This is a genomic window from Tunturiibacter gelidiferens, from assembly GCF_051013345.1.
GTDB classification, from domain to species: Bacteria; Acidobacteriota; Terriglobia; order Terriglobales; family Acidobacteriaceae; genus Edaphobacter; species Edaphobacter gelidiferens_A.
The window spans coordinates 6,142,639-6,168,924 of record NZ_CP132939.1 but is presented as its reverse complement, the minus strand read 5'-3'; the positions used below and the strand labels follow the sequence as shown (position 1 = coordinate 6,168,924).

Sequence of the window (26,286 nt, the reverse complement as noted above, 5' to 3'; positions counted from 1 at the left end):
GGCACTTCGTGAACTGGCAAAGAAACATAACGTGCGGGGGTAATGTTCCCGTAAAACCACAACGCGCCCGCTAGGTGCTGAAACACCAGACGAGCGCTAACCTGATCGCCTTATAAGGAGACGATATGGCTACCACTAAGAATACTCGCAAATCCACCCGCAAGGCCACTCACCGTAACGGCGCAGCCGCCCTGGCTGACTTTAAGAAGTTCGCGGCCACCATCGAAGATGAGGAAATCGCTTCCTCTGGCGCCCTGTCCCTCATGGCCTGGATCGCGTCCCTGTGCAAAGAGAGCGCGCGTGAGGAGATGGCTCGCGTCGATGCCGAAATCCGCTACCTGGATCCCTCAGCAGCATAAGACCATTCTGTCCTGGGGCGGTGCCAAACGGGGCCGCCCTGCAACTTTCAGCGCGCCCGCCAGGTGCTGCTAACAGGCGGGCGCGCACCTGACCGTCTTAAGGAGACGACAATGAATGCTAATCAGAATGCCCTCGTTGTAATCGGTGACTCGATTTCCACTTCTTCACTCAACTCTGACCATGTCCGCGAACTGATGCAGTTCTCACGGGCAACGGGATACTCCCTATCCACGATCCTGAACCGGGCTGCCGAGAACTGGCTTGCCATCGAAGCTCCCGTCTATCTGGCCCATGCAAGAGAGGCCCAGAGCCAACGGGTCTAGCGCACCAAAAACCGAACCGGCACCGAGGGCGGCTCCAGAGCGGGCCGCCCTTTCCGTTGCTGGGCGGGAGACGTGCGGGCCCAGGTGCGCGCACGCACTTACTGGAGGTCGAGCGTTTGTGTCGTAGTTTGTGTCCTAACCCTGCCGTCCCTGCTCGTGTCGTTCCGTCTCGCTCTGTATCGCTCGGCAACACATGAAAAGCAGTGAACATACCTCAAACCCGCATGAACACTGCCTCTCCGTGTCACTTCGTATCGTTCGGTGTCTTGCCGTCATACTTCACCCGCTGAATTCGCAACGAGGAGGTCAGCGGTTCGATCCCGCTCAGCTCCACCATAGAAATCAAATACTTAGCTCGAATCCAAGGGAACAATAAGCAAGTATAAAGATGCGAAGGAACAATAAGGGAACATTAGGCAGCGTTCCCTCCTTGCAAGACAAGCAGAGCGACCTTTGCCCCTGCTTCTCGTTTCTCATCTCCAACTGTCTGTGCGTATGTGCCTAGCGTCATCTCTGGTGTGGAGTGCCGCATCAGCTCCATGCTTACGCGCAGACTTGCTCCGCTGGAAAGAAGAAGGGAAGCGTAAGAACGACGCAACGTGTGCCATCCGAGTTTAGGCTTGGTGATCCCTGCTCGGGTGATCGCTGGCGTTACGTTCCTCTGCCAGAGGGTTCCAGGCCAGAGCGGTTGCTTGCCGAAGTGGTACTCGGACGCAAACACCCAATCGTCGGCATGGGAGAACAGGGTCTTACCCTTCCATGCTGTCAGTGCTTTAACGACTGGCGGCGGAATGGGAAGTGGACGGCGTGAGGACTCCGTCTTAGGTGGTCCCACGACACCATCCACATACGACCGTCGAACGTGCAGAAAAGCACGCTCCAGGTCTATGTCTGCCCACTTGAGGCCGAAGATTTCTCCTCGTCTCATTCCCATCACAGCAGCGATTAGGAAGGCCGTCCGTACAGGCTCGACTCCCTCCAACTCATTCATGATTGCCATGATTTCAGCGGGTTCGAGGATTTCAGGATCGATTGTCCGCTTTCGTACCTGTCGAACGTTGGCGATGGGGTTGATTGGATACAGCTCATACCGCATCGCATGACGAAACGCAGCTCCGAACACCTCTCGCACTTTGGCCTTTGACCCGTTAGCCAGAGGCAGGGTCTTGAGCCAATCTTCGACAGCAACCGCCTTCACTGCTTTGAGTGGGAGAGTACCCCACTTCGGAATGATGTAGTTGGCGAAGATGTACAGGTACGCCTTACGGGGCTTTGTTGCTTTGCCAGAGCTGTCTCCAAGTTCGCGCTCTGTGTAGTGCTCAACTAGTTGCGCTACGGTCAGGTCACCGTTTGTGACGAGCGGTTCTGGAGCATTCGCCCGCCCACGGTATTCCTCTGCCTTTCGTTGGGCCTGTGTCTTGGTCAGTTTGTTGACTGGTCCGATTGTGACTTTGCGCTGTTTAGTCCTACCGTGCGTCGAAGGTTCACGCCAGCGGAAAATCCAGACCTTACCATTGGTTCTCTCTTCGATTGTCAAAGAGCCGTTTTGTAAGCGTATGCGCTTGTGTTTCAGGTTCATGCCGCCTTCCTTTCTTCAGGTGAGGCGACACAGCTAACTGGCTCAGTGTATGCGTAAACCGAATTGGAAGCGAGCCATGCATTGATCTCGCTCGGAAGAAATATGATTTTGCGGGCGCTTAGGCGTCGGTGTGGGATGCGACCTTCCCGCGCCCATCTGAGAATGGTGACGGGGTGCAAAGGGACTAGGCGCGATAGTTCTTGCGCGGTTACAGGTGTTTCGATTGAAGACGTACGGAATACGGTTGGTTCAGTTGTAGTGATGTCCAACGTTGGACCTTATGTGCCTGGGCATTCACAGGCTTGCGCTCATCCGCGATGATGCCGCCCCGTGCTTCCTGACGCGGTAACCATGTTGTGTGATGAGGTCAAAGACTCAACCGTGAAGGGCGAACTATGACCTATTGAGTCTATCTTCTAGAGGCTGCGGGGTAAAGGGAAATAGTAATGCAGACATCGCAAGTGGAGAAGAGGCTGGGCACCGTAGGTGACAGCAAGACAGATAGGTTAATCATCTAGGTTCCACTGGAAAGGAGATATCGAAGTGCAAGCAGGTACCTATGAGTGCCTATGAGTACCTACGAGTGTGTATGAGTACATCTCGTTTCGTAAGAGCCAAGCTTGCAATCGACTCAATCTAGTTTCTAGGCGAATATTGGACTTGTCTCTTACGCAGCGATGCCCTATTCTCTGGACTAGGAGAAGTCCTATAGTCCAATCGGATAGGGCATCGTGCTACTGAGGCTGTCGGGCCGAGGTAATGCTTCCACGGAGATGCAGGTTCAAGTCCTGCTAGTGGCTTCTCCATAATCTTTATCAACCTACGTCATCTAGCTACGGTAGGTTGTTGCGGTGACTAACCCCGCCCAATGTCAACAAATCAATTGCTGTATAGCTGCTGACAAAATGTTAGTACGACGACGAGTGTAAACACTTGTGTGCCATTATTCAACAAAATTATTGGATACCCTTGCTTGCATTAATTACGTGCAGCTTGCTAAGCGTTACCCTTGGGGTCATGCTACGACAACCATTGCGGTAAATAATTTTGATCAAATTAATACGGTAGTGCTTCCTATGTCCATTTTCTGGACGATTACGAACTGATCATCCCCGCAAACGCCTGCACTTCCAGCGGGAAAAGCGGGTAATAACAACATGGACTTTTCCCGAGCAGGTCTTCGAACTGTCTAGCGCAACGCTGGCAGTACCGATCAGGATCAGAGCATTGAGTTTCTGAAAAATTAGGGATTCGAGGTTGGATATGGTTCGTCATGGTGCCGCAGACTATACCAATAAAGGGACGGCTCATGGCTTGCTCTATATTCGGTGAGTTATCTATCTAGAGTCCTAGTACGACTTCGCTTATCCGAACAGTCCGAGTTGGGGCGGTTCGGGTTTGCCTTCTGGCGTTGGGCCGAGCGGTTCAATCTCCAGGTCTTCGTCAGGGAGAATCCGCAACAGGTGAAGAGGTGGTCTTTCCCTCTCCTTCAACCATTCCATATACTCACGCGGCTCTAAAATGACAGCCTGTCTTTCGTGAATCCTGCCAAGCTCTCTTTTGCTCGAACGAAACATAACATGTCTCACAGGGGGCTTGCACTTGTCACAGTACCGCTCTCCTCGTATGTGAGGAGGTGGCAAGAGATTCTTGCAGGAACAGCAAATCTCTCCAGCCAGCCTTTTTTCTGTTGTCGATCCGCGCTCCCTGCCCATAGGCGAATAATAAGCGAAAATAAACGCAGTGTCATTCCACAGAAAAAGATTGAGCTACAGTGGACCTATGGCCAACACTCTGGACGAATACTTGTCGCAAATTGCGTTTTTGCGCGACGACCATTGGGACGTAGATGATCACAAAGAGCTGTGGTTTCGGGCGGAAGATGAGGCTCACCATGCGACACATCTCCAGCCTGGTTTATATCGACCACGCGACGGGGCCGCACTGAAACCGATCAAAGAATTGTTAGCACTCGAAAACGATCTTTACGAAGAATTCAATAGATGCGCTCCTCAGTTGAGCGACAGACCAATCGGCGAAGACTGGGATGCTTACTTCCTCATGCAGCATCACGGAGTTCCAACACGCCTTCTCGACTGGACGGATGGGGCATTGATCGCATTGCATTTTGCGGTGAAGAATAAGACACCACCGTTTAAGTCAGGTGCAGTAATTCATGTAATGGACCCGCACTGGCTTGTAGACCGACTGAACAAGAATCCCGAGAGAAAAGATATAGAGAAGCGATGGGCTGCCTTCAACAAGAAACACCCTTTCGACACCGATGAGTTTACGTGGGAAAATCTATACCTACCTGAAGACGAGTGGGATGCAAGTACAAAGAAATTACGCACCCCAAAGATACCCTTGCTCTGGGATTCTCCTCACGTATCTCGCCGAATCGCCGCTCAGCGAAGTCGATTCATGATCTTCGGCTCGGACCCGCTTTGGCTATCTAAACTAGCCGCGAAAAAATCCTCCCGAATTCACACGATTAACATTCCAGCCTCCGCATTGGGCCAAATGAAAAGTGCGCTTCGTGATGCAGGCATAACCGAGTCTGTCATCTTTCCTGATTTGGATGGGCTTGGGCGAGAACTGAGGCAGGTTTGGGACGCTCGCCACTGAGTAACTAGGGCAGTGGAAAGGCGTGGCTGGACAAGGGGTATTCAAACGGATACCAGGAGCATCTAGCTTGGTACGAACGTGAAAAGATTTCGAGCTTGGAGGGAGACAATTAGGACAGAAAAGATGCGGCCCAGGTAAGGGCCGTACGAGAGAACATTATGAATGATCAGAGATGGGAAAGTCAGAGAGAAAGGCTGCACCAAATCGCGCTCCAAACGTATCCAGACGGACGCGGAGTCATCGTTGGCACTCAGCATAAACCCGTGGCGATGTCGGTTTGGGTACTAGATTCGATTGGCCAACCCATTTGCGGATTTCCTCAAGCAACCGCTTTAGTCGAGATAGAGCAGATGAGTGATGAACGCATTGTCGCGCGGTTTAGAGAAGGCCAACGCCCCACTGGGCAAATATAAACGCGCAGTAGAACGTAAGCGTTATTTGCTGCCCAGAAGGTCGTGTGCGAACTTCGTAGCCTCATAGCCCAGACCGCCCAGGCCAAGAGTCTTCGCAGCGTTGCCGATGAATTTGTTACGGTTCGCGATTCGTTTGCGCTGTCAGATACCTGACGCGAGAAGCGAGAGAGTGAAGTTTTTGGGAGAACTGCCGACAGGTTTGCTATGACACTCTCACTTAAAGAGATATCCAAATACGCAGGTATTTTATCGATTTCTTTCTTTGCATTTGCGCTGCTGATACAACCACCCAATTACGGACACATGCCATGGTCCCGTGCATTTCCCTGATCTCGATTGCCTTTGGGACTCACAGTGCTCTGCAAGATCGAAGGGGCTGATATTTTTCCTTCGGTGAATCAATTTTGGCGCTATGGATTTCTCGCGTACGGCTTTTCTTTCTATGCAGAGGGTGAGAACCGCGAAGACTAATTCAGTAGGCTGAAGGATATGGCGAACAGCGCCATATCAGTCGGAAAAAGTGGGTATGAGCAGCAAGGGCTTTTCCCCTCAGACATTCAAGCCCCTTGCGCATCGTTGGCAGTAGCTGTCAGCGGTTGAACATTCATATTCGATGTAATCGGGGTTTAGCGGTGAGATAGTGTTCGTCATAGTGTGTCGAACTCTACCATTTTCGGGAACCGTTTACTGAACAGAGCGGGCCTTGCGTTGCTGATGATGGTTCGTTCCCCCAAAGTTACCAACCCTGGTTCGTATCTCGTATAGCAAGATCAAGGGACGGAGACGCTCAATTAACGGTTGGACAGCCCTTAAGGGCTGCGTCTCTTTGTCAAACACGTAGGCAAAATGCTCTATTGACCAGCGAATAACTGGTGGTACTGAAATTCTTCTATCTCTTTGGTAAGGATATAGCCGCCTTTATCTTCGAGCGAGGTTTCGACTTCGGACCAGTCCATGCCTCCGAACGCGGACTGAATCTTGTAGTGGAGTTCCACTAAGCTTTCTACACCTGTCCACTTCGATTTCGTTGTTCCAAACTGGTGGACCTGAGCAATGTACCGATCACCCAAGGCGGAATCGACAAATTCTCGTTGAACTTTAAATATGTAAAGCGTGACATTCATACAGAAGACGTCCTAACGTGAGCAATTTTACGAAAGACGATTGGACGCGATGTCTCCATGATATCGCGTCCAATCCAGACGGAATGAAAATCAAACAATCAACTCAAAGGCTTTCTGCTTAAAAGATCTGTCAAGAAATCAATCGAGTTTTGCTTAATCTCTTCTCTCATTTTTTTCTGTCGTGAGAAGTTGCCAAGATCACGCTCTAGGATACGTTTATCGTTCGCATTAGTGCACAACTGAATATCGGTTTCTAAGCCCGTTGTTACTCTATCGAGTTCTTCGATTTGCTTTTCATCTCCAGCAATGGAGTTTTCTAGCATCTTTACGAATAGCAGGTTTGGAAGCTCACGCATTTCTGCAATCAAATCGTCCATGAAATTCAGCTTACCATTTCAGAGCACTCAGGCGGCGTAGTGAAGCCATGCAGGACACTGTCCTTAAATAGCAAATGTTTAGTTCTTTTGGTCCCAGGCCACGACGACATCGTCGTCCAAGGTGATTCGGAGACGATAGCGGTTCCTGCCACTGGGATGATACTTCCATACTTCGCGCTTTCTCGTCTTGAGCAGGTTGTCATCCTTTGACGGAGGATTCCCTAACGAGTCTCGCAACTGCTCCGTCGTCTGTCCCGCCCAAAAGTTGCGGCGCATTATCTTCTGTACAACGTCTTCATTCTGGTATTTAGCACGCAGATACGACAGACGGGCGGCTCTCTTCCAAATGAGATAGAAGGTAATCAACGCCACAATGCCCACGACCCCCGCAACAAGAGCACCAGAGCCAACGCTATCCGATAATTTTGAAATGATCCAGATTGGCACGCCTACCAAAATCAGCAGTGCAATCCCTCTAGCTTCGATCTGAGTCTTCCTTGCCATGCGAGGATTTTACTGTTGACGGGGGCAGGATTGCGCCTGTTGTCGGTACACGATGGTGGTATTGCGAGATGACACGCTCAGGTCTGCTTAAACAACAAATGCCCCAGCCGATGCGCGGGTGAGCAAAGGGCTGGAGCATAGGTCTTTCTAATTTTAGAAAGTGATTCACCAAAGGTCGAATTGACTTTGCGAATAGGTCTGTTAAGTTTTCAGTCGGCCCACAACTTCGCCTTCCCCTGCAAGTAGAGAGAAGGGTCGGAGCGGAGCCATCCCTTAACAAGAGGAGGTAAGGGGGAAAGGACACCAAATGAGACTACCTCAGACGGCGTTGGACTACACCTTGAAAGCACTTCAGATTTTAGAAGCTGTCGTAAAGCTGTGGCCCATCGTTAAGACTGCGTTCGCATACCTATTCAATTAGGAAACGCAGTTTTGTCCCTCGTCGTAGCAGCTAACTATGACGAGGGACTTTTATCCGATGGTCAAATGTCTTTATGATTACCAGTGTCTACGCACAATGGCCCGATCTTCGGGACGCAACCGAGTGAACCGCTTGAAATCTTCTGAAGACATCCTGTCAACTTCGTAACGACTGAGAGTCTTTGGTTCACCTGTCTGCAAGTCGAACCCTTCATACTGTTCTGGCTTAGGCTCGGCTTCATTGACCTGTACAGGTGCGAGAGCGGGTTCACGGACGGGTTCGGGTTTGGGTGGTTCTGGCAACATGCCAACATCCCGCATTCGATCTACTACAGCCTTAATCATGGAGGCGGTAACAAGGTTCAAACCGTTCTTAGAGAAGTAACGCCCCAACAGTTCAACAAGCTCGGGGCACCAGTAGACATCGGGATTCGCGCTTATGAATAACGCGGCCTGTCGTTGGGTGAACTCTTTCAGTTCGGAATGCGGGATAGTGATTCCAGGCTTCACGACATCGTCAATGAATCTATCAGAATCGGGCACCTCACCTGAAAGCCTTGCCCGTTCCATCTTTGCTATCTCCCTATGCGTGGCGTTCAATTTCGCCTCAAGCTCTCGGATGGGACGCTCACGCACCTCACGCTTTCGTTCTTCTTCCGCTGCATACTCCTCACGAAACTTTTTCAATTCACGGCGTTCTCTATCTCTCATCGCAATCTCTTTCCCGCAAGTAACATCCCCGAACGATTCAGACGGAATGTCCTCGCGTATTCGTCTCCGCTCATCCTGTCCACCTCGAATCGTGAGAACTCTCTGGGTTGACCCGTTGCGATATCCCAGCCCGCGAACGTTTCAGCGTTTGGTTGTGCGGTGACAACCGTTGTCGATATTTCTGTCGGTGATGGCGCTGGTGTGGTTTGTATGACGGGCGGTTGAGGGACTGAACGCTCTTTCAAAAATCCAAACCTTTGCATCCGCTTCGCTGCCGACTCTAGCAGTTCACGGGTTATCGAATGGGAGCGACCATTCCGCGTAACATAGTCCGTCAATAGCTTCGCGTTATAGGGATGCTCGTAAAACCAAGGGTTATAGATCAAAAACCACTCGGTCTCACGTTCACCAGTGACCAACGCCTCCAACTCGGTCAGGGTTGGGTCTTCAACGTGATTGACAATCTCTGGGTCACGCCCATGTAACAGCCGTTCGGCCTGTATAGCGGCCTCCTGTGCCGCGTGTGCTTCACGGAACTCACGGAGGCTAATTCTGTCTCTTTCTCTCATCCTCTCCTCAACTTTTCCTTCTGTGCATCCATGTAATCTAGGTAACTGCGCAATCCGTCAGGGTCCACATCGCGGAAATCTGCCTCCGTGAGTTCACGTTGAACTTGTTGCTGTCTCCGCAAGTCCTCTGTGTATTGCCTTGCGTTGGCCGTGTCGAACGAACGAATGGCCATCACTCTCTGCCCTGCACTCCCGCTGGGTGACGGGGTCTGACGGGTGATTTACCACATGAGACATTGGGACATTTGAAACTACCGTTCACCAATGCGGTGTGTTGTGCAATGCCAGAGGTGCCACATCGACATTTGAAATGCCACGCTAAGGTTGGAGTTCGTCGTGCGATTTGTGAAATTTTGACCGTGCCGAAGGTGCGACCAGTTAGATCAAGAAACGTATCGTTTGCGTACATCAATTCAATCTCCAACGGTCTTCAGAGTCCGCATCGCTGTCTCGCGGGAACAATGTGTTGCCGACCACTGTTATAGGTTTAAGGTGCTCCAGGCTGATTTTCCCTTCTGTTAGAGGAAGAAGGGCTGCTGTTCGTTTATGTCCGCAGGCCAACAGGACAGTCGCGCCATTTACCTCTGTTACTCGCCGCAAGACACCGCACCCAGCTACAGGACAGAAGAGCCGAGAACGGATGTTCACTGGCATCCGTCCTCCCTGCGTCGTCCTCTGCGAATAGTCCTGAAGTAAAGGGCTGGGTCCAGGTCTCGTTTTCTGTAGACTTCACTTGCGAGAGTGATAACTTGCCGTGCAGTGTGCTCGTCTACGTCGGCATCTTCCGTCACAAGTTGAAACCATGCCAGTTGTAGAGCGGCTTGGGTGTGTCCCTTGAAAGCGAACGCATTTGCGTGATCTACATCCGTCGCAAATTCAATACTGGTGAACGTCAATCGTTTGTTGGGCGGCGAGTCTCGGTCAGGGTTTGATGCAGCTAGGGGGTGTGAGCTGCGCGCGGCTCGGTAGGCTTTGGTTACTGCGTCAAACAAGTCTTTCTGGTAACGAAACTCGGTGAAATTTGATGTACTCATGACTCCTTTCGATTTGGATTTGTTACTTTTCTGGCATTAGCCCAACAACGATTCTGGAATGTTTTTCCAACCGTTGCTCCACAAGTTCGCACCAGGCCAGTTTTCGGCTTCAGCTACGTCAGTTGCACCTTGCGACTGTGCCTGGCTGTAGATCGTGACAGCGGGTGTGGCTAGGACGGTGACCGTTGCGGTTGCGCGGATGGTGTCGCCGTTAGTGTTATTTGCAAAGGGATAGGCCACGGAGATACTGACCTGACCCCCAGGGTTCAAGACATTCGGGTCACTCGGCGTGTACGCGGTCACAAGTCCGTTCGCGTCCACCGTGGCCAATGACGCGTTTGAAGTTGACCATGCAAACGGATACAGGGGATTTTGCTTTGCTCCCGTTACATCGGTCAGGATGGCAGTGAGTTGTAACGTTCCACCGAGTGAAAGTGTTTCACTGGCAGGCGTGATGGAGATGTTGACGGGAAGTCCTACCCCGCTAGGTTGAATTGGCATTATGAATCCTCGGACGTACAAAGTGCGGACGTATAGATGCGCACGGCTCCCACGGCCATGCTGGCAGGTGTGTCAGTGAGGTGCTGATGCCGTTGGCACTCGGGTTCGTGACTCACTGCGACTCTTGGTGCATGGCCGCTCCACATACCACCAACGATGCGGACTGTGCCGCGTGGCCTTTGGCTCGTTCGTGTGGTGGTGTGGATGGGTGCTCTGTTGTATAGAGCGTGGCGTGGGACGGAGGGTTACGTCACGAACGTGGCGTTGTGTGCGAATGAATCTGGCTCTAACAACGATGCGCGTTCTGCTGCCAATTCTTCATCTGACATCACTTCACACTTCAACTCACCACCTTGATTCAGGTGTTTCGTGAGTGAATTAAGACGGCGTTGATTGCGTGTGTTGTGGTAAAACCAGCAATGCCGTTTTACGAGCGCGTAGACTCGGGTGGACAACTTAGCGGTTCCGCTTTTGTTCAAAGCGTGTGCTTTCGAGAAAATCAAGTTTGTAATTTCCCAAAACACGTCATGGTGTTGTGTCGCACGATCTTCCACTGAGGTCATCCACAGATTGTCATTAATTGCTCCGTGAATGATTCGACTGTGCTCATGAAGAATGGCCTCGGTTATCCGATGACGTTGCGCTTCTTTCATCACCCAGCGTCTTGCCCATCGCACAAAAGGTTCATCAGTTGACGGACCTTCGTACTTGTAAAGATTTGCGCGTAGTCGATTGAGGATGTGGTCTACATCGAACGTGTACAGGTCGCGGTGCGCCTTATACATCGCGGCGGTGAGTGTGGCTTGATGGTCTGATACTAGCTGGCTAAGCTTGGTCATGCGGTTGTGAGAGTCGATATTCGCAGGGGTTCCGCTGGCCCTCTGCAAGGCGTCGAAGTTGCTATGTTCCATTGTTCCTTTCTCTAGATTTGTGGTGTAGTCCTATGCTGCGCCGTCAATCTTTCGGCTATCCACAACGCACGGCGGTTCTCAATCTCCCGTTCCGTAAGGTGGAACGTCACGCGGGTACTTCGTTGCAAGAGAGAAACGAAGTGTTCCAACCTCTCACCGCTGGCATCTTGGCCGATGAAGTCGGTGAAGAATTTTAGCGTTTCTTGCGTGGGTGCCGTTCCGAAGACTGCCGTCCAGCAATGATTAAGCTGATTGTGATTCATGCTCTGTTCTCCAGGGTGTTCTACTCTCGCGCTCACGGGTAATCCGATTCATCACGGACGAAGCAAATTTGAGCATGTAGGTGTGATCCATCTCCCCTTGCAGGCGTTGGTACTTTGCCGCAAGTTCGCATAGACCCTTCCTGACGGTTAGCCCGTTATGCCTTATGAGCCACAAAGCCCATTGATCGTCGGTTGGCGACGGCACCCGTGGGAAGAGTGCCTGCCAGGTTTCTTTAACTTCATCGTCAGTTAGGTGTGACGTACTCATTAATCATCTCCTCCGCTTCTCTCTGTGCGGTTGGCAAAGTTTCTGCTTGTACTGACGGTGGGTGCGTATCATCTAGCGGTCTGAGGAAGTATTTGAGTGGGTCACCTTTGACTCCCCTGCCTGTCCTGTAGATCAACCCGTCGATTGTGGCGAGGAGTTGTAAGAGATGCGCCTTAGACATGGCCAGTTTGACCATGATCTCCTCCGTTTCCGAACCAGGATTTACTTCGAGAAACTTCAACAGACGTTGGATGTCACTCTCACGCTTTGCCCGTTTGTTCCCACTCTCCAATTCGGCGAACGATTGGCCAAGGGAAAGGGTGCCATCTGCATTCCGTTCGATTACGGTTTCATCAAGTTCACCCCACGGCGCTTCACGCTCAGTTTGATCGGACATGATGGTGTACTTCTGTTCGCGCCGATACTGAGTCAACATGAGTAACGTTGAGAAGCTACCCCGTTGTCCCGTGCTGCCGAGAACATCGTCAAAGGGCTGGTCTGGGTTAGTGGCTTTACGGCCATGTATGGCTACAACGAGTGCGCCTTCATAGGCCACTTGGTTCAAAGCGTCCTGTAACGCATTAATGCCGTCAAGCGTAGCTTTGTAATCGTTGGCATTCGTGGCGCAAACGAACTGCCAGAGCAGGTCAATAACAATGAGGTGAGGTTTCGCGTCAGTGATTCTTGACTTGAGCCAGTCCAGACGGTCTTGAAATGATCCACTCGGGAGGTCTTCCGCTACCATGAGATGAAGGCGCGATACCTCATCTGGGGACGTAATGCCCAAGGTCTTCAGTTCGGCGACAACCCGTGCGGGTTTGTCCTTACGGTCAAGGTGTACGTATAGGACACGTCCACCAGACTCGGGGACGTTTACGGGTCTACCCAGGAATGGGCGAGACTTTACGACAGATGCAATGAGGTTGCGAATCGCTGTGCTCTTGCCAGCTTTAGGCTTGCCGCAGAGTGCGGAGTATCCGTCGGCTGGTAGTAGACCATCAACAAGCCATTTCACAGGCGTGTGAGGAATCAGGTGCCAATCGTTCACTAGTTTACTTTTCGTTCATTAGGTCAGCTTTGTGCTGACAGGTTGCTCTTGCTGGGGCAACCGATCCAGTTTCCTCGTCAGTCCTAGCCGCTGAGTAGTGCGGGCAGTCTACGACTCGACAAAATCCATATTATCAAAATTGCTTGAATGTGTCAACCATCTCCAGGTCTTCCAGTCCAAAGGAGATTCTGTTCGGCGGCTTCGATCTACACAGTGCTGTCACGTATGCATTCGCAATCTCGGTCCTCAAGCCCACACTCAAGAAAACGGAAACCGGAAACGGCTTGATTGCATTCTCCGTTTTATATATATAGATTTTTACTTCAAGGGACTTCTCTTTATTCCGTTTCCGTTTTCTGTTTTTCTGCTTGTGTTGATCTCCCGAAGGAGTGACCGCGCAAGTAAGCGGAAGCAGAGTTTGAACTCAAGTGTAGATCGAAGCCCACTGACACGATGTAGCTACGGAGGCACGGTGCGGGGTAAGCGGTCACGCATCACATTTTGCCAATTTGTCAAAATATCCTGGCGAATTATTTGTAACCACACAGCGCACATAATTCGTTTGAATATCGTGTGGATATCCTGCAAGTCTAGCTCCATCAGAGGGTTACAAGGGGTATTCTCCTGAGTAGATTTTGATGTTACGGTCTCAGCAATGGCAACTGCCAGGTGAGGAGATGAGTGATGACGGCAACGAAAACGAAGCGGATGGATCGATTTGACTACATGTACATCTGCTGTGCAGAAGTGCTTGCCCAGAGAGGTGATGATCAAACTCCCCGCGATTTTGCTGGGAACTTTACCAAGGATTCGAGCAGGACGTCCAGGACGAAGTGACCCGTATGGTGGATGAGATGTTTGAGCGTTCAACATTCGGTTGCTTCACGACTGGCATTGAATCCTTAACTCAGAAGCAAAGCCGCATCGCGGAGAGGACTGACATCCGACACAGTGAGAAGATGGACCTCATAGGTCCTATCAGGTCCGCGCATAAAGCCACCATCGACAAGCGATATACAACGCAACAGACCGCACACATCAAACGCCTAGCCGCTATCCAAGCCGCTAAGACTCCAGAGCAACGTGCCGAGGAGAGGCGAAAGAGAGAACGTGACGTACAAAGAGATGACAGATTTCGTCAGTCCTATGTGAAGCTGCTGACTGAGACGGCGCTTCTGTTGGACTCTCACCCTGTCATCACACCAGAGAAAGTTGAGGTGATAGAACGGCCTTTCGAGGAGCACATCACCAAAGACGATGCTGAGTGGATGAGGGGGCTAAACATTCGCATCGACTGATGCGTATCGGATGCGGGGTCAACCCCACACGTCACGCAAACCAGTTGGAGGCCGTGACACTTTGCCTATGCGCGGCCTCTCTCTCTTCACCAGGTAGGTGCGGGTTCCCCACGGCGGCAACACTCGCTCTAAGAGTTCGGACGGTTCCTCACCGCGAAGCGGATTCGTATCTGGCAACAACTGTTGAATCTCTCGGATGGCAGCTTCGCGGATGTAGTCGGGGCGTGACAGGTCAACAATCACCGCGAGACGGTTCAATAATTTTGTTTGATGTTCACTCTGTTGCGTCGGCGCCGTCATTGGTCTTCTCCTTCGGGTTCATGAACCGACTAAACATCTCTCGCGTCCGTTCATCGGCTTCTTTCTCTGACGTTGATACCTGCTCTGTAATAGCCCGTTCCTGCAACCGCTGGGCTTCTGCCAAGGATTCGGCTTGTACTTTCAACCTACGTAGTTCTATGCGGTCTTGTCTCCTTAGTGCCTCTTGTTCGGCCAGTTCGTGACGCGCATAAATTCCATCCAGACGCTCGGCGGCCTGCATTCGGACTCGTTCAGATTTGGCAGTGGCCATCATCTCGCGTAAGAACTTTATCAACGCGTCATATTTCCTTCGATTCAATTTCATGCAAACTCCTTTCTGCATGTATAGAGCGTGGCGTGTCCGTAGCTTGCACAGAAAGGGGCACGTTTCTGGTACGGAGCACGTACGCAACGTGTACAGAGGAACGAAGGCGGGAGGTAAAGGAGGTAGGGCGTATACGATACAGGCGAATCAGGGGCGGGAGGTAGGGACTCCTAGAAGGGGTACCTACAGGGAGAGGAAAGGAGAGGGGGAGGTGGGGACTCCTAGCATTATCGGGTCGCTGGCCGCACCAGCATCGGCGGCGGGCGGGTAGGGTACGGAGACTCTGCCGCCCTGGCTTCTGAGAGGGTTGGTTTGACCCCCTAGTTATGGTACCTAGAACGCGATCTCTCGCCGAGACCCGTTACCCAGAGCACTAGCCTGTTACCCCTAGCTGCTACCAGTCGAGTTGAGACCGAACTCAGGGTTGACGACGGTCAGAAGTAGCATAGGACGGCTCCCCGATTACTGCGGACCTTCTGCCGTTTCTAACGCGTTGTAGACCGTCATGCGCGTGACGCCATACTCAGCAGCAAGCGCAGACTTCTTCGCACCAGCAGCAACGCGCTTGCGAATGTCCGCGATGCTCTCTGCGGTTAATGAAGGCTTGCGCCCTTTGTAGACGCCATTTTTCTTCGCAATAGCAATACCCTCACGCTGACGCTCCTTGATAAGTTCGCGCTCGAACTCCGCAAAAGCACCCATCACGTTCAGCAACAGCTTCGCCATCGCGCTGTCTTCCCCTGAGAAGGTCAAAGCCTCTTTGAGGAACTGAACATGCACTCCGCGACCCGTCAGGTCGTTGACAAGCTTGCGTAGATCGTCCAGGTTGCGTCCAAGTCGGTCCAATGAATGAACGACAACCGTATCTCCCTCGCGTACGTGCTTGAGGAGTGCAGCAAGCTGCGGACGGTTCATGTCTTTGCCTGACAGTTTGTCCTCGAACACGCGGTCCAGTTCGATTCCCTCAAGCTGTCTGCTGGTGTTCTGATCCAGCGTGGAAACCCTACAATACCCGATGACTTGCCCGTGTGCTGTTGCGCGTCTGACCATCCCGACCTCCAATGTATAAATAGAGTCTAAGACCATCACGCGAGAATGTCAAACAAATAATTTATCAACCCTATTTATACGCAAATAGTGTCAACACGCGCGGTAAATCAGGAGTGCACCTCAGATTTACATAGCATTCGTTGGCAAACCACTGGCTAAGCAAAAGTTATCCCATTTTCAGTGGGTACATATGATTATTGGTATTTATTTTGCATTAGCAAGAGCAGAGGCGGGATCGGCCTAGCCTACTCTTCCCTGACAGAGAGCTAACGTATTTGATACGCACATGAGTTGGGGATACGCTGACGAAGGTATGTCGAACCGTAAACCTAATCCCCTTTGTCCCGTCCTTGGTTGTGACACCGATAAACCTCACACTGATGATCCCGTAGTTCTCGCCATGCTCCAGGTGTTCTCTCAGCCTAAAGACTTAGCGTACTGGTCTCTTGCTGCGATGGTGGACCTGCGTAACTCAATGATCGCCGACATGGATGCCAACAGGCTATTTGCATGGCAAACGCGTCTGCGTCAGGTGGAGGAGATTTACATCCGTGCTCTGTACGTTCTATTCATCGCTGAATCTACGGAGCTGCCTCACATCATCTCAGGAGAGCTACCCAACAGCATTGTTCGTCTATACCGTGAAGTGAACAGCCTGGTTTTCGAGGGTCGGGGAAACTGGGAAACACCTCAGCAGGGAGAGGCTGTCGGTCAATACACCCCTCTACAGTTCCTTCATAGCAGTGCTCACGCCTCATACAGCGCTATGCATACTGCCATCTTGTTTGCTCGGTACCCTGAAGAAACCCAGAATAATGACGGTTACCTAAAGCATCTGGACACGTACTGTGATCGGTTGCATTACATGCATGAGATGTTCAAGGCGGGAAAGAGTAAAGAGGATGTGCTGGGCGGGATGATATCGATGCATAGACCAGCAAGCTACTGGACGAACCTCTGACGGGCTGTGACGTTTCTATACGCTAAGCTGGAATACAGATGTACCGAACGCGGCACGAAAGAGAATATGCTCCCTCTAAATCTTGACCAACTTGCTCATACCGATATTCAACGTCTGATCGATTCTGAAGTGGCTGAAAGTCTCACCCTTGAGTACAAAGAGAAATTGCCTAGTGGTCAGAGTGAAGAGAAGCGCGAATTTCTCTATGATGTTGCAGCAATGGCGAACGAGGCAGGTGGAGATATTGTTTACGGAATCATCGACCGCCGAGCAGGAGTAAGCAATCAGGCGACGGGCATTGCTGACCGATTAGCGGGGATGAAAATCGACAGTTTGCAAGCTGAGATCACTCGCCTTTCTAATTACATCAGAGACGGAATTAGTCCCCGAATTGTTGGGGTAAGGATGCAGGCCATCGTGTCTCCAGAGGGCGACACCCTAGTCATCCGTGTTCCGAGAAGCTGGAACAAGCCTCACATGGTCATCTTTGGCGGAGCGGACAGATTTTACGGGAGAAGTAGCACGGGGAAATTTCCAATGAATGTTGAGCAGATTGGCAGAGCTTTTTCTGAAGAGCAGGAATTGAGTGAAAAAATTAAGAGTTGGAGGGAACATAGGGCGGAACTGATCGAAGAGAAGCGGGGTCCAGTCGCAGTCACAGGTCCAGTGACAATGCTATTTCACGTCATTCCTGCATCCGCTTTTTTAGACAGAATCTTCGTACGAGTTGGGTTGTCTCTGACAATGACCAACTCCATTTGTACGTACCACATGAGCGCACCAATTTTCGTTATAACGCGGATGGTGGCTTAGGTTTATCTGGCTACGGGCCTGAATCAGCGAACGGTTATACCCAATTATTTAGATCAGGTTCGATTGAGTATGCCGATAGTGGCTGTTTCAGGGCAGTCTCCAACGACGGTCCGAAACTGATTCTCGGCCAATTGCTAGAGAGAGAAATGGTTAATTGTTTTTCTCATGCATTGCAGTTTCTTCGTAATCGTGCAGAAGTCGAAGCGGTGTATGTAGGGTTTTCGCTGATAGGCGTTAAGGACAAAGAGTTCTTCACGACCACAATGAATTACTATCCGACCCTTCAAAATCCGATCAAGGACAACGTCTTCACTTCGCCTGAAGTCTTCGTAAACATCAACGAAACTGAAGAATCCCCATATCCCGCTAGTTTACTGCCTCTCGTTGACACAATGTGGCAGGTAGCGGGACGCAAAGGTTCGCCATTCTATTTGGGAGATGTCTGGAGTCCGTTCCGTAATTATTAGCTGCTCCGATGTGTGTTGCATTGACCTTTGTCTGAAGCCGACAGGAGAATCAGTTTGGAGACCACGAGAGTGAAAACACGGAAGAGCACCGAAGAGCAACTCGAAGATGCAATTAAGCAGGTTCAAGTAGCGGTCCTCGGTTCTGAAATGTTGCACTTAACCCATGGATTCACGGGTGACCCAGGCCAATATGGGTTGGTGTCCTGCTTTGTGGTTCTACCCGACGCCGAAGTAGAAGAGCTAAGAGGAAGGCTTGACGTTGAGATTGCACGGTTCATGGAGGAGAAGGGGCATCAGATACTTACCGATCCGCCCGTGCAATAGTCGTTCCGTCGGTAGTTTCGCCTTTACTGAACTCGGCTCTCTACGATGAAGCTCTCCAGCGTCTCACGGGGGATTCGCAGAACGCGATATCGCCGCTTGAAGTGTGACTCTGAACTGCCCAGGTCGAATACGCCTTTGCGTCTCTCGAATCGTCGGATGGCTGTATCGAGGGATACGCGCAGAATGGCTGCGACCTCTTGTGAGGTGAGGTATTCAGGTATGTGCATAGGCGGGACGGTATCACAAACTTGGTGAGCAGATTTGAAGAGAGTGAATGCTGGCTGTTAGCTGTGTCGCGGGGAACAAGATGCCAGCAATTCAGATTTGAGGGAACAATAAGGGAACATTGAGGGAACAATAAGGATTTTCATCCGTTGTATCCCGCTGTTTTGAGCCTTTGTTTGCTTTACTAAATTGTTGAAAGTTCGTCTCGCAGCATTTTCGCAACGAGGAGGTCAGCGGTTCGATCCCGCTCAGCTCCACCATAGAAATGATCCCACAGACACTTTTTGATTTTTCTAAGGCAGATGTCCTGCCGGACGGGCCCGCTGCGCGCGGGGCGGTCACTTCGTGACTTGTATACCTTGTCTTGGCTAGATGAGCTTCTGGTCCTCCCGTTGGTCGGAGACGCGCTTAGGTGCGCTTCACCTAAGAAGGGCGTGTCTTCTCTTGGTGGAGGAGGCGGAAGGTTACGAAGACCGCGGGGACAAGGAAGATAAGCGATCCTAGAACCCACATGATGACGGCTCCTGCGCGCTGGTCGGCGATGGGGTCGATGTGGAAGGGATTTGGACGCTCGAGGTAGTAGATGTATACGGGACGGTCGCAGAAGGCGAGGAAGGCGGAGAGTGCGGTGTTGACGATGTCTGCCAGGACCAGGTAGGGCAGCATGATCCAACCGGGGTAGCGGGAGGTGGTGGGCCAGGGGCGGATGAGCGGCCACCAGAAGAGGATCGACGTGGCGAGGAAGCAGATGTGCTCGAACTCGTGCCAATGCTCGTGCTCCAGGGCGAAGTCGTAGGCGGCGGGGATGTGCCAGAGGAGGAAGGTGAGGTTCATTGCGAGCCACGCTACGACGGGGCGGATGAGGAAATGGCCAAGGGTGCGGAGCCACTTCATGCGCAGGAATGGGGCGAGCAGGTTGACGGTGAATGCGTGCGGGAGACCGCGGAGGAGAGGGACTTGCGGGTAGCCGAGGAGGAGCAATGGCGGGACGAAGGACATCAGGAGGAGATGCTCAACCATGTGGGCGCTTAGTAGGGCGTCAGCGAAGCCGTCCATGGGGGAGGCGATGGCGAGCCAGATGGTTGCGATGCCGAGGTTGAAGCAGACGAGGCGCCAGGTGGGGAAGAGCGCGGGCCTTGTCTTGCGGATGGCGTACCAACCGCGGGTGTAGAGAATGACGCTGAGGAGCAGCGCCGTGGTGAGAAAGAGCGGAGGGGACCATTCGTCGAAGATGGCCCTGTATTCAGGCGGCATTAGGATCGAGTATCTGCGTTTTTAGTGTCCGCGGGTGGTTGCTGACGTTCCTTCGCCGGTAAGGGCCAGGTGGCGTGAGGCATCGACGGCGGGCTGCTGGTCATTGCCGCGAAGGGTGGTGAGGAACTTGACGAGAGCGGTGGTCTCGGAGGGGTTGAGGGCGTTGCCGTAGGCGGGCATGTTGCCGCCTCCCTGCAGGACCTGGCGGATGATCTGGTCTTCAGTCATGTGCGAGGCTACGGCGTCGAGTGCCGGGCCGCGAAGACCGCCTTCGCCGCCGATGGAGTGGCAGTTGCGGCACTGTTTGTTCTGGAGGACGAGAGCGCCTTCGCGTTCGAGCGGGGTGCGGTTGTGCAGGTAGGACACAGGGATGGGATCGCTGGTCCAGGCGTTCATGATGGGGCTCCACGGCGTGTAGGTACCGAGGTGGGTGAAGACGCCGAGCGCGACGGCGAGGACGGTTACGATCAGAACCGCTGCGGGTCGGCGGGAGACATGCTTTTCGCCTTCACCGGAGAGGAGCGGGAGCAGGATGAGAGCCGCGATGCCGACGACCGGCATGATGAAGAGGACGGGAGTTTCAAGGGCAGGCGGGAGATAGGCGAGGACGGCGTAGAGCCAGAGGAAGAAGTAGTCGGGCTTGGGGGCGGTCTCGATGATAGTGGGGTCGGGCTGGCCGGAAGGGCCGAAGGGGCCAAACCAGAGGGCGCAGGCGATGACGGCGAGCATGATGGCTGCAGCGAAGGCGGCGTCTTTCCAGGCGGCGTCGGGGACGAAGGGGATGCCGGTCTTCTTTTCGAGCTCGTGGTACTCGCGCTGGTAAGTCGATTTTTTGACGAGGCGGCCTGGCATGGGCCAATCGTTGATGCCGAGACGAAGGACCATCCACACGTGCATGCCGACTAACGCAAGCAGGATGCCGGGGATGACGAAGACGTGGAGGGCGAAGAAGCGGGAGAGGGTGTTGCCGGCGATGATGGGACCGCCGAGCATGAGGCCGACGAGTGGCCCGCCGATGAGAGGACGCGGCTGAGGATGGAGGCGCCGATTCCGAGGCCCCAGTAGGCGTCCTGGTCGAAGCGCAGGACCTGGCCGGTGAAGGCCATGCCGAGGGTGAGTAGAAGGAGGAAGACGCCGATGATCCAGGTGAGTTCGCGGGGGAACTTGTAGGCTCCGAAGAGGAAGACCTGCACCATGTGGATGAGGACGATGGCGACCATGAAGTCCGAGCCCCAGCCGTGCATGGCGCGCAGGAACCAGCCGAGCTTGACGTTGTGGTCGAGGAACTGGAGGCTGTTCCAGGCGTTGCTGGCGGTGGGGGCGTAGACGAGCGCGAGGAGAACGCCTGTCATGATCTGGAGGATGAGGATGACGGTGGCGGCGCTGCCGAAGACGTACCACCAGCTGGCGGTGTTCGAGGGGACTTCGTGCTCGGCCATTTCGATGACGGGTGTTCCGAGTCCGAGACGGGATTCGAACCAGTTGTAGACCTCGAGGCTGCGTTGCTTTAGGTCTGGCATGAGCTGCACCTCGGCTGGGGTTGGTCGGTGGTTTTGAGGCGGGCGGCGATCCGGGCTGCGGAGCCACCATCGATCTGGGTTTCGATTTGGGTTAGGGGAGTGACGGCCTTTGCTTCGTTGGCCAGGGTTGGCATTCTGCCGGCGCTGATCAGGAGGGTGCCGTTGGAGACTTTGTGGTCGTACTCGAATAGGCCGCGCTCGGGTGGGCCGGAGGCGCGGGCGCCATCGGCGTAGTAGGCACCGCCGTGGCAGGGGCAGAGGAAGAGCTTGGACTGGGCGAACCAGCGGACGGGGCAGCCGAGGTGGGCGCAGTTGATGGCGAAGACCTGGAAGGTGTTGCCGGAGACGCGGCGGACCCAGCAGGGAATGTCGCCTGTCTGGCCGTCCCACTCGTTGGTGATGGGGTTGCGGTAGTTGACGAGGCGTGTCTCGCCTTCGGGGAAGTCGGAGAGTGGGCCGAGGTTGATCCACGAGTTGTCGGCGGAGGTCTTTTTGAGCGCGGGGCCGAGGAGGTAGCCGACGATTGGGATGGCAAGAACGAAGCCGACCACTCCGTTGACCGCGAGGGCGAGTTTGAAGAGGAAGACGCGGCGCGAGTGGCCCGCGGCGATGCTCGGGTCTTTGACTGAGTCGGGGTTCGGCTCGGTTAGAGTTTGATCGGTTGGTGGGAGCTGCTCACTCGGTATCATTGCTTCCTGCTCCTGCGGTGCGCTTCGTTTTCACTGTCTGAGGTGTTGCGTGTTTAGAGCGCTGGGTTAGTGATATGGCTGGCCAGGTTCGGCGGTGCGCTTGGAGGCCAGCCAGGCGACGATGTCGGTGATCTGTTGATCGGTGAGTGGCTGCGTGGCGTCAGAACGCCAATCGGGCATGCCCTGGTCTGGACGGCCCGCGATGACGATGCTGCGCAGGTCCTGGTTGCTGATGAGTGCGAGATAAGCGGGGTTGACGATGGAGCCGAGTTTGCCGGCGCCGGTCTTTGGATCGCCGGGATTGCCTTCTCCGTCCTCTCCGTGGCATCGCGCACAGGCCGTGGCGTAGGCTTGCTGGCCGCGGTTGGCATCGGCCGGTAGTGTAGCTGCGTAGGGTGGGGGATTTGTTCCGGCGAGCAGGTTTGGGGTGCTCCACTGCTGCATGATGCCTTGGGCCAGGAGGGTGACCTGCTTCTCGGTGAGTGCTCCGCCAGAGGTTCGGGCGAAGGCGGGCATGAGGCCGCCGGGAACTCCTTTGGTGATGGTCTGCTGGATGGTCTGCTCGCCGGCTACTGCGGGATAGACTGGGTTGGCGAGCGAGATAGCTGCACCGTTCTTGCCGTTGCTTCCGTGGCAGGCCGCGCAGTTCTCTTTGTAGAGAGTCGCGAAGTCGAAAACTTCATCGGGGCGAATGACTTCGGGTCCTGGTCCGGGGCGGCCGGGGATGCGACTGCAGCCGAAGGTGGCGATGCAGGCAGCCGACAGCATGAGAGTGCCGAACACTGCGAGTCTGTGAGGGGCTGATCTCATTGTTTCTTTGCTCATTGTTCGTCGTCTTTCGTGAGAGGTACATCGCTGTGGATACCGGCGCGAACAGCGAAGGGCAGAGATCGAAACTGCGGAGTGCGCACCTTGACCTGGAGGTTAACGATGAAGCCGCAGACGAGGCCGAAGGCGATCTGTGAGATGACAAACCACAGCCAGTTGATCCGGGCGTTGAGGACAGGACTGATGATTCCGAGCGCCGAATAGAGGAGGCCGGTCCAGAGCAAAGGAGCGACGAAGCCGGCGGTGAGGATCGGCTTTCTAGGGAACATCGGCAGCATGGCTCCGTAGAGAAGACCGATCAGGAGGGAGGTGAAGATGTGGATGCCGGTTGCAGCGAGAAGGCCTTCGAGGTGAAACTGGGCGAGGAAGGCGGTGCTTTCTCCACCCCAGCTGACGAAGCCGCCCGCAGCCAGAAGGTTCACAGCGTACCAGATGCTGTGATATTTGAGGAGGCCGAAGAGAGCTGCGGGAACAATCATAGCGATGCCGCCTCCGATGCCGCCCTTGATACCGGAGGTGATGCTGAAGGTTTCGACCGGCAGCAGCGTGCGATGCCTTGCGCTGACAGGAAGCTGCTCGCGGGTGGTGCGGGTGCTCGAGATCTTCATGACGCCGGTTTGAACCGGGACCGCGACGTGAAGCTCGTGCGGGAAGATATCGAAGAACCATCCGAAGATGGATCGTAGCGTGAGGAGGAGACCTAACAGGCTCATGACCCAGTGCGTGACCATTCCGGTGATCACTAGTGAGAGACCGAGCGCGAGGACCATGGGCCAGGGTGTCGGTGCCGGGAGGATGACGGTGTCGGACCGGTGCTCGTGCTGGTGGCCTTGTGCGGATTGCGTGAATTGTTCTTCCTGCATCGTGCTCCTCCTTTCCGGAAGTTATCTGCCTATGACGTAGACGACGAGAAATACGACGACCCAGACTGCGTCGACGAAGTGCCAGTAGAGGGAGAGGACTTCGAGCTTCTCCGAGTGCTCTTCTCTTACGTGGCCGGTTAGCGAGAGCCCGAGGGTGAGAGAGAGCATGATGAGGCCCACGACTACGTGGGTCGCGTGCAGGCCGACCAGGGAGTAGTAGGTGGTGCCGAAGAGATTGGTCTTGATGGTGAGACCTTCGTCGTGAATGAGGTGATACCACTCCTGGGCGGTGGTGGCGAGAAAGATGGTTCCCAGGAGAACGGTGATCGCGAGATGGAGGGTGCAGCCTCGAAGGTTATCTTTGCGCAGATTGCTTACGGCGAAGTGAACGAAGATGCTGCTGGAGAGCAGACAGATGGTGCCGAAGATGGGTAGCTCGAGTACCTGCGCGGGGGTTGGGCCGCTGAGGCTCTTGCCGATGTAGTAGATGTAGGCGACGACAAAGATGATGAAGATCGCGGACTCGGCGATGATGAGGCAGGCCATGCCGACGTTGCCGCGATAGGGCAGCTTCCACGGGGTTTCGATCGCGCCATCGATTGGGATTCTGCTTGCTGTCGTGATGGTTGTCATTATTCGTAGTCCGTGTCTGGATCTTCAGGGTGCTTCAGATCCCATAGGGGCCGGCGGCTGTTGACGGTGGGCTCGATGGCGAAGTTATAGGACGGCGGCGGCGAAGGGACGGACCATTCGAGGGTCCAGGCGTCCCATGGATCGTGGCCGGCCTCTTTGCCTTTGAAGTAGGAGTGGATCATGTTGTAGACCAAGATCAGAGTGCCTATGGCCTGGAAGATTGCGCCGATGCCGATGATGAGGTTCAAGGTATTCCAGCCGCGGCCATCTTCGTAGGTGTAGATACGTCGGGGCATGCCCAGCAGGCCCGGAACGTGCATGAAGTCGAAGGTGAGGTGGAAGCCGATGAGGAAGAGCCAGAAGTGCCACTTGCCGAGAGTTTCGTCCATCATCTTACCGGTGACCTTGGGGTACCAGAAGTAGAAGGCGCCAAAGAGAGAGAAGACGATCGCTCCGACCAGAACGTAGTGGAAGTGTGCGACGACAAAGTAAGAGGCGCTGAGCTGCCAGTTGAATGGAGCCGCCGCCAGCATGATGCCGGTAAGGCCAGCGATGAGGAATTGGAAGAGAAAGCCAATCATGAAAATCATGGGAACGGCGAAGATGATTTTTCCGCCCCATATGGTCGCAAGCCAATTGAAGATCTTGATGCCGGTCGGCACCGAGATGACCATGGTGGCGAAGACGAAGAAGGTGTTACCCGCGGGACCGAGCCCAACGGTGAACATATGGTGCGCCCAGACGCTGAGGCTGATGAAGCCGATGGAGACTGAGGCCGCCACCATTGCGGGGTAGCCGAACATGGCCTTGCGGGAGAAGACGGGGATGATCTCGTTGGCGAAGGCGAAGGCTGGCAGGACGAGGACGTAGACTTCGGGGTGGCCGAAGATCCAGAAGAAGTGCATCCACAATATTGCGGAGCCGCCGGCTTGTGTGTCGAAGAAGTGTGCGCCGAGGTAGCGGTCGAGCGTGAGCATGATCTGCGCTGCGGTGAGCGGGCTGACGGCAACGAAGACGATGCCGGCCATGACGAGGTACAGCCAGGGCAGCAGAGGCATGCGGCTCATCTTCATGCCCTTGCAACGCATGCAGAGGATGGTGGTGACGATGTTGAGTGCAGTGCCGATGCTGCCTACCCCGCTGAGAAAGACGGCGAGGGTCCAGTAGTCAGTGCTGTGGCCGGGCGAGAAGACCCTTGAGGTGAGAGGGGCGTAGGCGAACCATCCAACATCGGGCGCAGAGCCGGCGGCGCAGAGGCCGCTGCCGCCGATGTAACTGAAGTAAAGCAGGAAGCCGGCGAAGGCGGAGATCCAGAAGCTGAAGGCGTTCAGCCGCGGGAAAGCCATGTCGCGCGCGCCGATCATGAGGGGAACAAGATAGTTTCCCATGCCGAAGAGTATGGGCATTCCCATGAAGAAGACCATGGTGGTGCCGTGCATGGTGAAGAGCTGGTTGAAGACCTGGGGTGAGACGAAGTGGTTGTTGGGAACGGCGAGCTGAATTCGCATCAGGATCGCTTCGAAGCCAGCGATGACCAGAAAGATGAGGGCGTAGACGATATACATCAGCCCGATCTTTTTATGATCGACCGTTGTCAGCCACTCGTAGATGACGTTGAGCGGCGGGCGGGCCTGCGTCTCCAGTGTCTCGTCGATTGCTTCCAATACAGGAGTTGTGGTCATGCTTCGCTTCTTTCCGGTAAA

27 protein-coding genes and 1 pseudogene are annotated in these 26,286 nt (G+C 53.9%); 7 read left to right on the top strand and 21 right to left on the bottom strand.

All coding sequences use genetic code 11. The features are described from left to right. The first annotated feature begins 125 nt into the window (after positions 1–125). Positions 126–359 carry a hypothetical protein gene (locus RBB80_RS31190; protein WP_433965994.1) on the top strand — a complete coding sequence of 78 codons (234 nt, stop codon included), beginning with the start codon at positions 126–128 and terminating at the stop codon, positions 357–359. A gap of 111 nt (positions 360–470) precedes the next feature. Continuing rightward, positions 471–683 carry a hypothetical protein gene (locus RBB80_RS31185; RefSeq protein ID WP_433965993.1) on the top strand — a complete coding sequence of 71 codons (213 nt, stop codon included), beginning with the start codon at positions 471–473 and terminating at the stop codon, positions 681–683. A gap of 412 nt (positions 684–1,095) precedes the next feature. Here the strand turns inward: RBB80_RS31185 and RBB80_RS31180 are convergent, their stop codons facing one another. Then, positions 1,096–2,262: a tyrosine-type recombinase/integrase gene (locus RBB80_RS31180; RefSeq protein ID WP_433965992.1), complete on the bottom strand. Its 1,167-nt coding sequence runs from the start codon at positions 2,260–2,262 to the stop codon at positions 1,096–1,098. Next, positions 2,259–2,531 carry a helix-turn-helix domain-containing protein gene (locus RBB80_RS31175; RefSeq protein WP_433965991.1) on the bottom strand — a complete coding sequence of 91 codons (273 nt, stop codon included), beginning with the start codon at positions 2,529–2,531 and terminating at the stop codon, positions 2,259–2,261. The genes RBB80_RS31180 and RBB80_RS31175 overlap by 4 nt, the downstream gene beginning before the upstream one ends. A gap of 1,513 nt (positions 2,532–4,044) precedes the next feature. On the opposite strand from RBB80_RS31175, the gene RBB80_RS31170 reads away from it, so the two are divergent. Beyond that, positions 4,045–4,890, top strand: a complete 846-nt coding sequence (locus RBB80_RS31170; protein ID WP_433965990.1) for an FRG domain-containing protein — start codon at positions 4,045–4,047, stop codon at positions 4,888–4,890. Between the two features lie 1,264 nt (positions 4,891–6,154). Here RBB80_RS31170 and RBB80_RS31165 read toward each other — a convergent pair. The 8 genes from RBB80_RS31165 to RBB80_RS31130 form a co-directional block, all read right to left on the bottom strand. Then, positions 6,155–6,427, bottom strand: coding sequence for a hypothetical protein (locus RBB80_RS31165; protein WP_433965989.1), 273 nt, complete (start codon positions 6,425–6,427; stop codon positions 6,155–6,157). A 98-nt stretch (positions 6,428–6,525) separates the two neighbouring features. Continuing rightward, entirely contained in the window at positions 6,526–6,804 is a 279-nt protein-coding gene (locus tag RBB80_RS31160; RefSeq protein ID WP_433965988.1) for a hypothetical protein, read from the bottom strand. Between the two features lie 78 nt (positions 6,805–6,882). Further along, positions 6,883–7,308, bottom strand: coding sequence for a hypothetical protein (locus tag RBB80_RS31155; RefSeq protein ID WP_433965987.1), 426 nt, complete (start codon positions 7,306–7,308; stop codon positions 6,883–6,885). A 498-nt stretch (positions 7,309–7,806) separates the two neighbouring features. Beyond that, the gene (locus RBB80_RS31150; protein WP_433965986.1) at positions 7,807–8,439 is read right to left on the bottom strand and encodes a hypothetical protein; all 633 of its coding nucleotides are present in this window, start codon (positions 8,437–8,439) and stop codon (positions 7,807–7,809) included. Beyond that, positions 8,436–9,008, bottom strand: a complete 573-nt coding sequence (locus tag RBB80_RS31145) for a hypothetical protein (protein ID WP_433965985.1) — start codon at positions 9,006–9,008, stop codon at positions 8,436–8,438. The genes RBB80_RS31150 and RBB80_RS31145 overlap by 4 nt, the downstream gene beginning before the upstream one ends. Positions 9,009–10,078: 1,070 nt before the next feature. Then, a complete protein-coding gene (locus RBB80_RS31140; RefSeq protein WP_433965984.1) occupies positions 10,079–10,543 on the bottom strand; it encodes an Ig-like domain-containing protein in 465 nt (154 codons plus the stop codon). 245 nt (positions 10,544–10,788) lie between these two features. Next, the gene (locus RBB80_RS31135) at positions 10,789–11,454 is read right to left on the bottom strand and encodes a hypothetical protein (protein ID WP_433965983.1); all 666 of its coding nucleotides are present in this window, start codon (positions 11,452–11,454) and stop codon (positions 10,789–10,791) included. A 508-nt stretch (positions 11,455–11,962) separates the two neighbouring features. Continuing rightward, positions 11,963–13,033, bottom strand: a complete 1,071-nt coding sequence (locus tag RBB80_RS31130) for an AAA family ATPase (RefSeq protein ID WP_433965982.1) — start codon at positions 13,031–13,033, stop codon at positions 11,963–11,965. Between the two features lie 854 nt (positions 13,034–13,887). On the opposite strand from RBB80_RS31130, the gene RBB80_RS31125 reads away from it, so the two are divergent. Next, positions 13,888–14,331 carry a hypothetical protein gene (locus RBB80_RS31125; protein ID WP_433965981.1) on the top strand — a complete coding sequence of 148 codons (444 nt, stop codon included), beginning with the start codon at positions 13,888–13,890 and terminating at the stop codon, positions 14,329–14,331. An 18-nt stretch (positions 14,332–14,349) separates the two neighbouring features. On the opposite strand, the gene RBB80_RS31120 is transcribed toward RBB80_RS31125, so the two are convergent. The 3 genes from RBB80_RS31120 to RBB80_RS31110 form a co-directional block, all read right to left on the bottom strand. Continuing rightward, on the bottom strand, positions 14,350–14,631 hold the full coding sequence (locus tag RBB80_RS31120) for a hypothetical protein (protein WP_433965980.1): 282 nt from the start codon (positions 14,629–14,631) through the stop codon (positions 14,350–14,352). After that, positions 14,606–14,956, bottom strand: coding sequence for a hypothetical protein (locus RBB80_RS31115; RefSeq protein WP_433965979.1), 351 nt, complete (start codon positions 14,954–14,956; stop codon positions 14,606–14,608). The genes RBB80_RS31120 and RBB80_RS31115 overlap by 26 nt, the downstream gene beginning before the upstream one ends. Before the next feature lie 462 nt (positions 14,957–15,418). After that, positions 15,419–16,042 carry a recombinase family protein gene (locus RBB80_RS31110; RefSeq protein ID WP_433969984.1) on the bottom strand — a complete coding sequence of 208 codons (624 nt, stop codon included), beginning with the start codon at positions 16,040–16,042 and terminating at the stop codon, positions 15,419–15,421. A gap of 277 nt (positions 16,043–16,319) precedes the next feature. Between RBB80_RS31110 and RBB80_RS31105 the strand changes: the two genes are divergently transcribed. The 3 genes from RBB80_RS31105 to RBB80_RS31095 all read left to right on the top strand — a co-directional run bounded on the left by RBB80_RS31105 (position 16,320) and on the right by RBB80_RS31095 (position 18,571). Continuing rightward, positions 16,320–16,967, top strand: coding sequence for a hypothetical protein (locus tag RBB80_RS31105; RefSeq protein ID WP_433965978.1), 648 nt, complete (start codon positions 16,320–16,322; stop codon positions 16,965–16,967). Between the two features lie 66 nt (positions 16,968–17,033). Then, entirely contained in the window at positions 17,034–17,780 is a 747-nt protein-coding gene (locus tag RBB80_RS31100) for an RNA-binding domain-containing protein (RefSeq protein ID WP_433965977.1), read from the top strand. Between the two features lie 521 nt (positions 17,781–18,301). Beyond that, a complete protein-coding gene (locus RBB80_RS31095) occupies positions 18,302–18,571 on the top strand; it encodes a hypothetical protein (protein WP_433965976.1) in 270 nt (89 codons plus the stop codon). Between the two features lie 648 nt (positions 18,572–19,219). Here the strand turns inward: RBB80_RS31095 and RBB80_RS31090 are convergent. From RBB80_RS31090 to ctaD, 8 genes and pseudogenes are all read right to left on the bottom strand, one after another. Further along, positions 19,220–20,050 (bottom strand): cytochrome c oxidase assembly protein, encoded by an 831-nt coding sequence (locus RBB80_RS31090; protein WP_433965975.1) that lies wholly within the window; start codon positions 20,048–20,050, stop codon positions 19,220–19,222. 21 nt (positions 20,051–20,071) lie between these two features. Further along, entirely contained in the window at positions 20,072–20,446 is a 375-nt protein-coding gene (locus RBB80_RS31085) for a c-type cytochrome (RefSeq protein WP_433969982.1), read from the bottom strand. A gap of 369 nt (positions 20,447–20,815) precedes the next feature. After that, positions 20,816–21,489, bottom strand: a pseudogene (locus tag RBB80_RS31080) (cytochrome b); the annotation flags it as partial. Between the two features lie 68 nt (positions 21,490–21,557). Then, the gene (locus tag RBB80_RS31075) at positions 21,558–22,259 is read right to left on the bottom strand and encodes a ubiquinol-cytochrome c reductase iron-sulfur subunit (RefSeq protein WP_433965974.1); all 702 of its coding nucleotides are present in this window, start codon (positions 22,257–22,259) and stop codon (positions 21,558–21,560) included. 66 nt (positions 22,260–22,325) lie between these two features. Next, positions 22,326–23,069: a c-type cytochrome gene (locus RBB80_RS31070; protein ID WP_433965973.1), complete on the bottom strand. Its 744-nt coding sequence runs from the start codon at positions 23,067–23,069 to the stop codon at positions 22,326–22,328. 11 nt (positions 23,070–23,080) lie between these two features. Beyond that, positions 23,081–23,950, bottom strand: a complete 870-nt coding sequence (locus tag RBB80_RS31065) for a hypothetical protein (RefSeq protein ID WP_433965972.1) — start codon at positions 23,948–23,950, stop codon at positions 23,081–23,083. A gap of 21 nt (positions 23,951–23,971) precedes the next feature. Further along, on the bottom strand, positions 23,972–24,583 hold the full coding sequence (locus RBB80_RS31060; RefSeq protein ID WP_433965971.1) for a cytochrome c oxidase subunit 3: 612 nt from the start codon (positions 24,581–24,583) through the stop codon (positions 23,972–23,974). Next, complete coding sequence (gene ctaD, locus RBB80_RS31055; RefSeq protein ID WP_433965970.1) at positions 24,583–26,265, bottom strand: cytochrome c oxidase subunit I; 1,683 nt, start codon at positions 26,263–26,265, stop codon at positions 24,583–24,585. Before ctaD ends, RBB80_RS31060 begins: the two co-directional genes overlap by 1 nt. Positions 26,266–26,286: the final 21 nt, after the last annotated feature.